The sequence below is a fragment of the Labrenzia sp. PO1 genome (assembly GCF_012273635.1).
Taxonomy (GTDB): domain Bacteria; phylum Pseudomonadota; class Alphaproteobacteria; order Rhizobiales; family Stappiaceae; genus Roseibium; species Roseibium algicola.
The window spans coordinates 722,910-736,097 of sequence record NZ_JAAXCR010000001.1 but is presented as its reverse complement, the minus strand read 5'-3'; the positions used below and the strand labels follow the sequence as shown (position 1 = coordinate 736,097).

Below are 13,188 nucleotides of genomic sequence, written 5' to 3'. Positions count from 1 at the left end.
CCTTTTTCCTGACGCAGATGTGGTCAGTCAAAAATGTGATCGGATTTGCGCTTGAATTCTATTTAAGTTTGAGCGTAGTAGAATTTAAACCAAAGATTGTTTTGATAAAAATCACGTTATAGTTGTGTTTGACAGCTAGCAAAAACCGGGCCTTCGAGCCTTGGCTCTTTCTTTTTGGGGTGCAGCGACCGTGGTTCGCTCTGTGGTGATTTGATGATTTGTGACGTATGGGGAACCAGGCTCAGCAAAGCCGCGCGCGCAGGCGTCTTGTTGCGCTTTGTACAGCTGGCGTTTCTGATGCTTTTTCTGGGAGCCGTACCTGACGACGCGAAGGCGGCCTACACAGACTGTCCAAGCAATTCTGTCCCGCTCGATCCTCTCGTGTTGAACCTCACGCTGGATGAATGCACGCGGGAAAGTGGCATCGGACCTACGACGGCGGACGACGACTGGATATTGATCCAGGATCAGGGTTCTGGAAGCAGTCTCACCAATTTCGATATCAACAATGGTCCAAACGACCCGGGGAATGTACTCTCGTATTCCGTTACCAATGGAACGGATACCATCAACGTAACGTCGCCTGGTATTCAGACGATCGATTGTACCACGACATGCACAATCACCGGATCCTACGGTGCTACAGGCATTAATTTCACCTATCTTGATGCCGGTTCCAGCGGTGAAGTTACTCCACCGACGACGCCTCCAACATTCACCCAGGCATTCGCCCCCAGTGCGATCGTGGCAAACGGCACCTCGACCGTCACATTCACGATCAACAACTCTGCGAACGGTGTGGACGCGACATCTCTCGATTTCACCGACAACTTGCCTTCGGGAGTGACCGTTGCCTCTCCGTCGAACGCTGCCACGACGTGTACCGGTGGCACACTCACGGCGACCATCGGATCGGGTGTAATCAGTTACACTGGCGGAACCGCTGCGGCGGGTGCGACTTGTACAGTCAGTGCCGATGTGACGTCTGCAAGTGACGGAAGTTACGTCAACACCACAGGTGATCTCACATCATCGCTGGGAAATTCCGGGACGTCATCTGCCACGCTGACGGTTGCCTCTCCTGAAATCAACGTTCAGGGCAACGGGGTAAGCATTGCCAGTGGGGATACGACCCCTTCGGCGGCAGATGATACCGAATTCGGCAGCGTCTCTGTTTCGAGCGGTACAAATCCAAATACCTTCACAATCCAGAACACGGGTAATGGAACGCTCTCACTGACCAGTGTGACGTCCTCTGACAATGCACAATTCGCTGTGTCGGGGACAACGGCCGGTTCGATACCGTCTTTGGGATCTGTAACCTTCACGGTCACCTTCGATCCGTCCGCGACGGGCTTGCAAACGTCAACGATTACGATCGTTTCGAGCGACGCGGACGAGAGTCCCTATACATTTAGGGTTCAAGGAACAGGCATTGCACCCGAGATCGACGTCCAGGGAAACGGTGTCAGTATTGCCAACGGGGATACGTCTCCGAGTGCGGCGGATGATACCGACTTCGGGAGTGTTGCGGTTTCGAGCGGATCTGTGGCGAATACGTTCACCATCGAGAACACAGGAACCGACACGCTGACGCTTACAAGTGTAACGTCGTCGGACAACACGCAGTTCGCCATTTCCGGTACGACAAGCGGTTCGATCGCATCTTTGGGGTCTTCGACCTTTACCGTCACTTTTGATCCCAACGCCGGTGGGAACCAGACTGCGACGATCACCATCGTTTCCGATGACATCGATGAAGGGACGTACACGTTCACGGTACAGGGGACTGGTATCGCACCGGAGATCAACGTCCAGGGAAACGGGACAAGTATCGTCAGTGGCGATACGACGCCGTCCGCAGCGGATGATACCGACTTCGGCAACGTTTCGGTTGCGAGCGGATCCAACGCAAATACGTTCACGATCCAGAACACCGGAACAGATGCGCTGACGCTGACGAGCGTGACATCTTCCGACAACACGCAATTCGCATTATCCGGGACGACCAGCGGCTCGATCGCCGCCTTGGGGTCTGCAACGTTCACGGTCACTTTTGATCCCAATGCGCTGGGAACGCAGACGTCGACAATCACGATTGAATCTAACGATCCCGACGAAGGAACATACACGTTTACTGTTCAAGGCACGGGTGTGGCACCGGAGATCAACGTCCAGGGGAACGGCACGAGTATCGCCAGTGGTGATACGACGCCGTCGGCTGCGGACGACACCGACTTCGGTAGCGTTTCAGTGTCCAGCGGAACCAATGCGAATGTCTTCACGATCCAGAACACGGGTACGGACACGCTGACGCTGACGAGCGTGACATCATCGGACAATACGCAATTTGCGGTGTCCGGCACGACGAACGGTTCGATCGCCGCCCTGGGGTCGGTGACGTTCACGGTCACTTTTGATCCAAATGCGCTGGGAACCCAAACGTCGACGATCACGATTGCCTCCAACGATGCCGACGAGGGAACCTACACATTCAGGGTACAGGGCACGGGAACGTCCACGCCGAGTTTCACGCAGTCCTTTGCTCCAGCGACCATTCTGTCAGGTGGAACCTCGACGGTTTCCTTCGTCATCAACAACTCCGCCAACGCGGTCGCGGCGACCTCGCTGGATTTCACCGACAATCTCCCCGCAGGATTGACAGTTGCCTCGCCTGCAAACGCCTCAACCACCTGTACCGGGGGAACGATAACGGCGACGACAGGTTCTGGTGTGATTTCCTACACCGGAGGCACCGTTGCGGCCGGGGGCAGCTGTTCCTTGAGTGCGGACGTTACCGGCTCCACAGATGGTTCCTTCGCGAACACAACTGGAGACCTGACCTCCAGCCTTGGAAACTCCGGAACGTCTTCAAGCACTCTGACGGTTGCTACTCCCGAAATCGACGTGCAGCGTCCTGCAGGAAACTCCATTGCGGATAACGGAACGGATGCTCAGGGAACAGTAAACGTGGGAGACCAGCAAACACTGGTCTACACGATCGAAAACACGGGTACCGCGACGCTCACCCTGACCGGAACGCCAACCAGTGCCTCGGCAGGCAATGTTTCGGTCGATTCAATCTCCGCGCCGGCGCTCACAACACTCGCGGGTGGTGCATCGACCACCTTCACTGTTCTCTACACGCCTACTGCAATTGGCAATTTTTCGTTCGAACTCGATATTCTCAGCGATGACGCCGACGAACCCACGTATGACATTCTGGTGAGCGGTACTGCGATTGGCAGTCCGGAAATCGAGGTTTCATCGTCGACAGGCAATGCCGTATCGGACGGGGGGACAGACACCGTTCCCGGAATTGTCATGCCGGGAACAACGTCGACCATCACTTACACGATCACGAACACCGGGTCGGCCGTCCTCAACCTCACAACTCCAACGGTTGGTGCGAATGTTACCGGCACAAGCAACGTCACGGTCAACAGCTTCACATTGAGTTCCAACACCGTAAGCAGCGGTGGCGGAACGGCGACGCTGGCTGTGGCCTATACGCCAACAGCGCCTGGAGCGTTTGGGTTCGACTTCAACTTCGCCAATGACGATGCGGACGAAAACCCCTTCAACGTATCGGTGAACGGGACGGCAAGCGGGGCGGCGGCGGCGCTGTCGGTCGTGTCGGGATCCGGGCAAAGTTCCGAAGTCGGAACCCGGTTCGAGGCAGTTCTCGTCGCGAGAGCGACAGACGTCAACAACAACGCTGCTGCAGGTGTCAGCGTAACATTCACTGCACCGGCCGGTGGCGCGTCACTGACATTTGCGAGCACGGGAACCAACACGGAAACGGTGACCACGGCTGCGGACGGAACCGCGACCAGTTCCGTCATGACCGCAAACGCGGTTGCCTCGTCCTATAACGGCGGTGGTGCTCTCACGCCATATTCGGTGACGGCGAGTGCCACGGGGCTGAGCAGCGTCAGCTTCTCTCTCACCAATGACCGGGATGCATCGGCCGATATCCAGAAAACGAAGGAAGTGATTGCCTCCTTCGTGACAAGCCGGGCCAATGCGATCGTGTCCGGACAGCCTGATATCGTCTCGCGCCTGACCAGCGGCCCCTTTGGGCGGCAGCGTGGCCGCAACGGGTTCAATTTCGACGTTACGCCTACCTCGCAGTCCGGAAACTTCCAGTTCTCCCTGCGCGCCTTTGCCAATTCTCTTCAACAAGGTGGTGGCACTGGAAACAATGCGGCAATGGCAGGAGCCGGGAGCGGCGTTCGCGCGGCGAATGCCGAGCCGGAACGGTACGCGGTCTTCGACAATTTCACCTCCTCCGGCACGATGAGTTACACGGCCGTCGGTCCGCAGGTGATGCAGGATGATACCCTCGCGATCCTGAGCGGCACCAACGGAGATGCGCCTTCAGGCGGCGAGGGCAGTGCCGAGTGGCAGTCGGGATGGGACTTCTGGGCCCAGGGAACGTATGCAATTACCGACAACAACAGCAGCAACAGCAAGACCGGGCTGTTTTTTGCCGGGGTCGACTATCGCTACAAGGACCGGGCCGTCCTGGGCTTGTTGGGGCAGCTCGACCTGACCGAGGAAAGAAACGGTGCCGCCGATACTTCCGCCGACGGCGTCGGCTGGATGGCTGGCCCTTATGCTGTTCTCCGGGTTCATCAGAATTTCTATCTGGATGGTCTGGCGACGTATGGCCAGTCCTACAACACCGTGAACGCGCTTGGGCTTTTCGAAGATGATTTCAGAACGCAGCGGTTTCTGTTGCAGGGCGGTTTGACAGGCGACTTCAAGCTCAGTGAAACGACCAGGGTCAGCCCATTTGCCCGCATCACCTACTACTACGAAGAACAGGAAAGCTACACGGACACACTGGGGCGGCTGATCCCGTCGCAGGATTTCGATCTGGGGCGGCTCGAGTTCGGACCAAAGGTCTCCTGGGACCTGCAGTTGAACGAGCTGCTGTTCTCGCCGTTCCTGTCGCTCTCCGGGATCTACGACTTCAACAAGTTGCAGGACGATACCCCGACGGATGCGACGCTTGCCTCTTCCGATGAAGATCTGCGGGCACGTGTGGAAGCCGGCGCGGGCCTGCTGGTGCCTGGCCGTAACATCCAGATTTCCGGGGAGGGCTTTTACGACGGGATCGGGACGTCCGACTTCCGCTCGTATGGTGCGACGCTTAACGTCACCATTCCGTTCTGATGTGAACAGACCAGCCTCCGGCAGTTGCCGGAGGCTGGTTGTTCTGGCTGAAGGTTCAGGCTGCCTGGCCGGAAACGCCGGTGATCATGGAGACGATTTCGTTCTTGTCTGTCTCGCCGGTCTTGCGAACGCCGATCTGCTGACCACGGCGCAGGACGCAGATGCGGTCGGAGAGGCGGAAGACCTGATCCAGGCTGTGGCTGATGATCAGGATGGCGAGGTTCTTTTCCTTCAGCGATGCGACCAGCTGTTCGACCTTGGCCGTTTCCGCAACGCCCAGGGCGGCCGTCGGTTCGTCCAGCAGAACCAGCTTGCTGGCCCAGTGGGTGGCCCGCGCAATGGCTATGCCCTGCCTCTGGCCGCCACTGAGGTCTCGAATGACAGAGCCGGCGGAGGGGATGCGGACATCGAGTTCGTCGACCAGCTCCTGGCATTCCCGGCGCATGCGCTTCTTGTCGAGCAGCCCGAACGGCGGCTTGGTCAGTTCGCGGCCGAGGAACATGTTCATGTAGACCGGCTGCTGGTCGGCAAGGGCAAGGTCCTGGTAGACGACCTCGATGCCGAGACTGCGGGCCGAGCTGGCGTCTGAGAAAGATGCCGGCGTGCCGTCCAGCAGGATGTCACCCGAGGTTGGCTTATGGACGCCGGAGATGATCTTGACCAGCGTTGACTTGCCGGCGCCGTTGTCGCCGACAAGAGCAACGATCTCTCCCGCGTGAAGGTCGAGTGAGAAGTTCTCGATGGCGACCACGCCACCGAACGCCTTGTGGATGTTCTTCAGGGACAGAACGGGATTGTCGGCGGTCATTGCTGGAACGCTCCCGGCCAGGAGACGGCATCTCCGAAGCCATTTTCGATTGTGGTGACGGCAGGCGTGCCTGTGCTGGCGCCGGAAATGCCGACGACAAGCGCCCGTGTGACGAACGCCTGACCGCGGAAGCCGAAGACCACCGTGTCACCGGCGCGCACGGGTTTGGGCGAGGTGGCGTCGATCATCGCGTAATAGTCGATGGCGGAATAGTCAGGTATTTCGACCTCAAGCAGATCAGACTGGCGGGAAGTCGGCTCCGAGGAGACTAGGGCCTTGACCGGGTACTTCGGGAAGACCGGATCGATGTACAGGCCACCACCGAAGCAGTAGGCCTTGCCACCGTGGTGGTGTGAGACTTCCGACAGATAGAGCACGGCCGGATCTTCCGGCAGGTCTTCCACTGCATGAAGAGGTGTCGTGCCGTGGAGACCGTTGCCCGGTTCGCACTGGGTGGCACCGGCCTCGGCAAGGGCACCGAGCACTGCGGAGGACGTGGTGCCAGGAGCGTTGATCTCGATACGGCCGCGACCTGCAGCTGCCAGTGCTTCGGCGGCACGGGCGAGGGTCGACAGGTTTGGTGTCGGTTTGACCTTGCGCGTTTCCAGATCGAAAAGCAGCGCGGGGAAGGTCGTGATGCCGGCAAAGGTTCCACCTTCCAGGGCATCAAGCTGTTCTGCCACGGCGACAATGTCTTGCGCGTCGAAGCCGCCTTCATGGCCACGATAGAAGGTGTCGCCTTCGGTCTGGATCCGGGCGAGCAGGTTCTGTGTCCTGCCGGCGGACTTGGCGGCAGCGGCGGCTTCCTGTGCTTTCTCGGACGAGAAGACCGTCCAGTAATCCGGTTGCAGCTTCGCAGCGGCAAAAGCGGCTTCCTGCCTCGGAACCTGGACCAGGTGGCCGAGATGCCCGGTCTTGAGGCCGGCACGGTCGCAGGCGAGAGCGCAGGCCATGTCGACAGCAACGGATCTTTCGATACCGCCGCGCATGACCGCCTGGCAGAAACCGGAATGGCGTCCGACCTGTTTGGTCATGGCGAAGGTTTTCAGGCCGTGCTTGTCGGCCTCGCCCTTGAAAAGGCGAGCGTTGCGTTCGACCACATCCAGATCGAGAACATAGGCATTGGCAGGGATCTTGCCGGCCTGATGCAGCGCCATGGCGGCTTCGATGAAGGCCGGATTGCGGCGCATGAGAACGTCGAGAAACATCGTGGTCCTCCAGGTTACCGGCTGGTGTCGCGCAGGGAGACGGCGACTGCGACGAGAATGATGAGACCGCGGACGATCATCTGGTCGGAGACATCGAGCCCCATCAGGATCAGTCCGTTGTTGAGCATGCCCATCAGCAGCGAGCCGAGCAGGGCGCCAATGACGGAGCCCTTGCCGCCGTTGAGGGCGGTGCCGCCGACGATGACGGCGGCGATGACCGTCATCAGGTCGCTTTCGCCGAGCGTGTATTTGGCAGCCTGAAGGCGGCCGGCGTAGAGCAGGCCGGCAAGCCCGGCCATGGCGCCGCACAGCGTCAGCACGCTGAGGCGGATGCGCGGAACCTTGATGCCGGAAACCTGGGCGGCGCGAGGATTGTCGCCCGTTGCCACCACATGGGCGCCAAAGCGAGTGTTGCGGTAGACGATATGGCCGATGACGACGGCAGCGATGGTCCAGATGACCAGTGAGGGGATGGAAAACAGGCTGCCGGAGCCGAAGATGCCTGCGAAGGTGTCGTTGAGGACCGGGATCGAGCGCAGGTCCGTCATGGAGCGGGCGATACCGGCGAAGAGGCCCATGGTGGCCAGCGTCACCAGGAAGGACGGCAGGCGGAGATAGGCGACAAGAACGCCGTTCATGGCGCCGATCAAGGCACCGGCACCGATGCCGGCGATGACGCCGACGACCAGCGGGTAGCTTTGCAGGGCAAGCGCGGCGGCGAGAGCCGAGACAGCAACGACTGAGCCGAAGCTGAGGTCGATTTCCCCGGCGGACAGCGCGAAGACCAGACCGATGGCCATGATCGTTGCCGGTGCGGTCTGCAGAACGATGTTGGTCAGGTTGCGGGGCGACAGGAAGCCGACGTCGTGAAGGGTGAGAGCAAAGAAAAGAAAGATTCCGAGAAACCCGAAATAGATCACGCCTTGCTTGTAATCGAGTTGTCTTAGTCTCGAAACCGCCTGGGTCATGGATTGCCTCAAGTTCGAAGAGGTAGGTGACGGCAGGCCGCAAGGCGCGGCCTGCACGGAAAGGGATTTACTTGGCTGCTTCGGCAACGCTTTCGGGCGGATCCATCTTCATGGACTTGTTCCAGCCTTCGGTGACATTATCCGTACCAACCGTGATGGCGTCGACCACCAGGAACGGATCGACGGACTTGCCGAGAAGGCTGGCCGCAGCGGACCGGGCCGCGTAGACGCCGATGCTGTAGGCTTCGTCCGCGATGATTGCCGCGGTGTTGCCACCCTTCAGCATGTCGAGGGCAACTGGCTCGTTGAGGTCGATGGTGACCACCCTGGTGGTGTCGTTGCCCTGCTGGCGCAGTACCGAGAGGACGCCAAGGGCAGGTTCTGCCCACGGCGTATAGATGCCGCCGAGATCCGGGTTCCGTGACAGCATTGCCCGGGCGATGTCTTCGGCGTTTGCGGGATCGGTCATTCCGGACTCGATGGCGATTTCCATGTTCGGAAACTCGTTTTCGATGGTCCATTTGAACGCTTGGTCACGCTGGTTGGTGACCGGGAAATCCGCATCGTGGAACATGTAGCCGACGGTACCCGTCTCGCCCATGGACGCAGCGAGTGCCCGGGCGGCCTTTTCGCCGATCTGAACCAGGTCGGCGGAGACGACGGTGACATAGTCCTTGCCATGGGTGAAGCCGTCGACGGCGTTGTCGACGAAGACAAGCTTCACGCCGGCATCGCGGGCGATGCCGTAAACGGTCTGTGCTGTGGTCGGGTCGATCGGCAGGGATACGATGATCGACGGCTGGTTGGCCATGATCGTCTCGACGTCGGACTTCTGGCGGGCAGAGTCAAAGCCGGCGTCGGTCTCGGCAACGACCTTGATGCCGAGCCGTTCGAACTCGTCCTTGGCGCCGCGTGCGACCGCGTTGGACCAGTCATAGAGCTCGTGCCAGGCAAAGGCGGCCGTGTAGTTGCCTTCGGCCACTTTCGCGACTTCGGCATCGGTCAGCTCGAGCGTTGCGACCGGGGTCGGGGCTTCGCCCTTGGGGCCAACCGTTTGCGGGCGGTCAGCAGCCGAGGCCAATGCGGTCATGCCGACCAGCAGTGTCGACGCCAGGAGTGTCTGTAACTTGAACATGCGACTTCTCCGTAAGGTTCGGTATTAACCGTCGGAAAGACGGTGTTGCTTCTCGGAGGTCCGTGCGGGTTTTTAGAATTGTTGTGAGGACCTGTTGGCCGGCAGGCTGTGATGGGGCAGCCTGCCGGAATGCCGGGTCAATTCGCGGAGGTAACGCTTGCCGGCGGGTCGATGTTGAGGGACTTCTTCCAGCCCTCGGCAACGTTGTCTGCAGTCACGGTGATGGCCGGTGCCGCGATGAAGGGCGGAACGTCCTTGTCGACGAGGCGCAGGGCTGCGGCAGCTGCCATGGCGCGGCCGAGTTCATAGGCTTCGTCCGCAACGATGGCTGCAACGTTGCCGCCGCGGACCATGTCGAGAGCCACCGGCTCGGACAGATCGAGCGTGACGATCTTGGTGTCCTTGTTGCCGTTGGCACGCAGGGCTGCGAGCACACCTTCGGCCGGGCCGGCCCAGGTCACATAGATGCCGCCGAGATCCGGGTTCTTGAGCAGCATGGCGTTGGCGATTTCCTCGGCGCGAGCCGGGTCGCTGATGCCTTGTTCTGCAACGATCTTGATGTCCGGATAGTCGTTTTCGATGGTCGACTTGAAGGCGTTGTCACGCTGGTTGGTCACGTAATAGTCGGCGTCGTGGAAAATCCAGCCGACGGTGCCCTTGCCGCCCATGGCGCTGGCGAGCGCGTCGGCAGCCTGTTTGCCCATCTGGTAGAGATCGTCGGTCACGATGGCCGCATAATCGCGCGGGTGCTCATAATCGGCGGGCAGGTTGGACAGGAAAACCAGGGAAACACCGGCATCGCGGGCTTCCTTGAAAGCGGCGGCGGATGTGACCGGGTCAAGCGGTAGCGACAGGATGATGTTGGGTTCCTTGGCCATGGCCGTTTCAACGTCGCTGCGCTGCTTGGCGGCGTCAAAGCCGGCGCTGGTGGTTGCGACAACCTCGATGCCAAGGCGCTTGAACTCGTCCGTTGCACCGGCTGAGACCGCGTTCACGAAATCGGATTGGTCGTGCCAGAGCAGGGCGGCCTTGTACTTCGCGTCCTTGATGGCGGCGACGGCATCGTCGGGAACCGTCACCTCAGCAGAAAGCGTCGCCGCTTCGCCCTTGGGACCGACCGTCTGGGCCATGGCGGAGACGGACATCAGCCCGAGAAGGGCGGATGTCGCCAGATGTTTGACTAGCAGTTTCATTTCTAACCCTCTGTTATGTTTGGTTCAGTCTGCTTCTTCTTCCAGGCCGCAATAGTCGGCCACGAACAGCGCGAAAGCCCTGACGGCTGCCAGATAGCTTTCCACCTCGATGCGCTCTTCGAATGTGTGTGCGACGCTGATGTCCCCAGGTGCGCAGTAGACCGCGGGACAACCGATCTCGTTGACAAGAAAGGGAGATTCCGACCAGTAAGGCGCACCGCCGATGGCGCCGCCGGAAAGGTTCTGGCCGTTCGTGGCAACCTCGACGCAGCGGGACAGCTGCAGGGCGGCGGGGGTTTCGCGGGAGATCTCGACGGGTGAGCCGCCGAAGCGGTGATCACGGCCGGCGGGGTACGCAATCCCGACGCCGATGCCGTCCGCGACCGGTGCCGAACGGACGACCGCTTCAAAGGCGGCGACCGCCTCATCCAGGTTCTCGCCGGGGCGGAGCTTGCGGATCAGGGAGAGCTTGCACTCGCCCGGAACGGCAATATAGCCGCCGCCATTGATATGCGTGACGAGGATGGAGGAAGCGCCGACCAGATCGTGCTTCGGTCCTGCTGCCAGTTCCGCCTCATGTTGCCAGAGGTTGCCCAGAATTGTATGGGTTGCCTTCAGGGCATCGACGCCCAGCTCCGGCGTGCCGAAATAGGCGGATTTGCCGGTTATGGTGATATCGGCAATGAAAAATCCGATCTGGGCCGTATAGACATCCAGCCTGGTCGGTTCGACATAGACCGCGAAATCCGGCTTTGCGATGGTGCCGTCCTTGACCCTTTTGACGAGATCGTGCGCGCCGGCGCTGACGCCGGTGCCCGGTTCGCCGCTTTCCTCATCGCCGATGAAAGCGAAGGAGAGGCCGCCAGCGTGACGGTAGCCCGCCTTCTGCAAGAGCCTGAGACCGCCAAGTGCGGCGCAGATGCCGCCCTTGAGATCGCAGGCGCCACGGCCCCAGATCTCACCGTCTATCAAGGCGCCGCCGAAGGGGCTTTCCTGAGGCTTGCCCTGCCAGGCTTCCTGCCAGCCGCGCACATGCACGGTGTCGGTGTGGCCGACGAAGAGGAGGCGGGGGGCATCGTCACCGGGGACCGGCTGGTGCTGGCCCCAGACGTTGAGGCGGCCGGGCAGGAATTCGCCGGAGCCGGTTTCAAGACCGAGCGTTTCCATTTGCGATTTCAGGAAGGTGGCAAAGCCGGTTTCGTTGCCGGTGACGCTGTCAATCGATAGGGCGCCGCGAAGCAGGTCGATGTCGGCGTCCCGGTCCTGCGTGGCCAGCAGCTTTTCATGCAGGTTTGAGGAAACCATCAGGCCGCTCCCTTCTTGAAGGTTTCGATGGACGGCGGCGGAACGGCGATTTCAACGCCCTTGAGGCCTTCGGTGAACAGCGACAGGTGCAGACGGGAGAGGGCGACGGAGGCACCGCCGGCAAGGGCTGCGTGATTGCCGAGGGTCGACTTCTCGATCTGCACCGGGCGGGGGAAGCATCTGGACACGAACTTGCGAACGTTGCCAAAAAGCTCATCCCGCGTGCCGATGGAACCGCCGATGACGATGCAGGACGGGTCCATGACCGCTGCCAGCGCTGCCATGACGCGGGCGACCTGGCGGGCGATCTCTTCCAGCGTTTCTGTGGCGGCAGTGTCGCCTGTGTTTGCGGCGTCGAAGATGTCCGGCACGTCCAGTGTTCTGCCGGTCTTGCTTTTATAGAGATCGGTGATGGCGTGGGTGGCGGCGACACGTTCCAGGGCACCGACTTCCAGGCTTTCCGGTTCGAACGGATCAGCGCCGAAGGGCAGGTAGCCGATTTCACCGGCAGCGCCGTTCATGCCCCGGTGGAGCTGGCCGCCGATGACGATGCCCGCACCGATACCGGTGCCGATGGAGACGTAGATCAGGTCGTCCTTGTCGCCGCGTTTGGTGAGCCAGTGTTCGCCCAGGGCAGCAAGGTTGACGTCGTTTTCGATAAAGACCTCGATGCCGAGGATCTCGCGCCAAAGACCGGGGGCGTCGATGTCGCCGATGCCGGGGATGTTCGGGGCCATGCGGATGTGGCCGGTAGCCGGGTCCGGAGCGCCTGGTACGCCAATGACGGCGACACGAGGCAGCTTGAGCGAGGGGCTGGCTTCGGTCGCTGCCCGGCGGATGAGGTCCGCGACCTGATTGACGACGGCAATGCCGCCCTGCCTGTCGGTCGGCTCCACCAGCTCCGAGACGACGGCTCCGGTCAGGTTGCAGATGGCAACACGGATCTTGGTGCCGCCGAGATCGACGCTGGCAACGGATGCCGCATCCGGCACGATTTCATAAACCACGGCACGGCGGCCGATGTGGCCTTCGGTCTGGCCAACCGTGCGCACCCAGCCTTCTTCTTCCAGATTGCCGACGATTTCCGAAACCGTCTGTTTCGACAGGCCGGTGATCTTGGAGACGCTCGCCCGGGAGATCGGGCTGTAGCTGGCAATCGCCTGGACGATGGCACTCAAGGACATGCGTCTGGAGATGTTCGAGGGGTCTGCCAAGGCTACGCTCCATTAGTTCGTTCTGTCACCGAACTAATTAGATTTTGAGACACGAGTCAAGCGGTGCATTGAAAAATCGGGAGAGATTGAAAGCAGGTTGAGGGGGGCGGCGAGAGAAAAACGATGTCTGAGTAATCGAAAAGACAAGCGAGTGAAGGCAGTCGCGGGTGGGGCGG

The 13,188-nt window shown here is 60.5% G+C and carries 8 protein-coding genes; 1 reads left to right on the top strand and 7 read right to left on the bottom strand.

Features of this window, described 5'->3' with window-relative positions:
• Positions 1 to 297: 297 nt before the first annotated feature.
• Positions 298 to 5,181 (top strand): choice-of-anchor D domain-containing protein, encoded by a 4,884-nt coding sequence (locus HCG46_RS03490; RefSeq protein WP_168684634.1) that lies wholly within the window; start codon positions 298 to 300, stop codon positions 5,179 to 5,181.
• Between the two features lie 55 nt (positions 5,182 to 5,236).
• Here HCG46_RS03490 and HCG46_RS03485 read toward each other — a convergent pair whose 3' ends face one another.
• From HCG46_RS03485 to HCG46_RS03455, 7 genes are all read right to left on the bottom strand, one after another.
• The gene (locus tag HCG46_RS03485; protein WP_168684632.1) at positions 5,237 to 5,989 is read right to left on the bottom strand and encodes an ATP-binding cassette domain-containing protein; all 753 of its coding nucleotides are present in this window, start codon (positions 5,987 to 5,989) and stop codon (positions 5,237 to 5,239) included.
• Entirely contained in the window at positions 5,986 to 7,197 is a 1,212-nt protein-coding gene (locus HCG46_RS03480; protein ID WP_168684631.1) for an alanine racemase, read from the bottom strand. Before HCG46_RS03480 ends, HCG46_RS03485 begins: the two co-directional genes overlap by 4 nt.
• 14 nt (positions 7,198 to 7,211) lie before the next feature.
• A complete protein-coding gene (locus tag HCG46_RS03475; RefSeq protein WP_031269094.1) occupies positions 7,212 to 8,165 on the bottom strand; it encodes an ABC transporter permease in 954 nt (317 codons plus the stop codon).
• A gap of 67 nt (positions 8,166 to 8,232) precedes the next feature.
• A complete protein-coding gene (locus HCG46_RS03470; protein WP_055655587.1) occupies positions 8,233 to 9,300 on the bottom strand; it encodes a substrate-binding domain-containing protein in 1,068 nt (355 codons plus the stop codon).
• Between the two features lie 137 nt (positions 9,301 to 9,437).
• Positions 9,438 to 10,493 (bottom strand): substrate-binding domain-containing protein, encoded by a 1,056-nt coding sequence (locus HCG46_RS03465; RefSeq protein ID WP_077292318.1) that lies wholly within the window; start codon positions 10,491 to 10,493, stop codon positions 9,438 to 9,440.
• Between the two features lie 24 nt (positions 10,494 to 10,517).
• On the bottom strand, positions 10,518 to 11,798 hold the full coding sequence (locus HCG46_RS03460) for a M20/M25/M40 family metallo-hydrolase (RefSeq protein ID WP_168684629.1): 1,281 nt from the start codon (positions 11,796 to 11,798) through the stop codon (positions 10,518 to 10,520).
• Positions 11,798 to 13,012 (bottom strand): ROK family transcriptional regulator, encoded by a 1,215-nt coding sequence (locus HCG46_RS03455; protein ID WP_205838357.1) that lies wholly within the window; start codon positions 13,010 to 13,012, stop codon positions 11,798 to 11,800. Before HCG46_RS03455 ends, HCG46_RS03460 begins: the two co-directional genes overlap by 1 nt.
• Positions 13,013 to 13,188 lie beyond the last annotated feature (176 nt).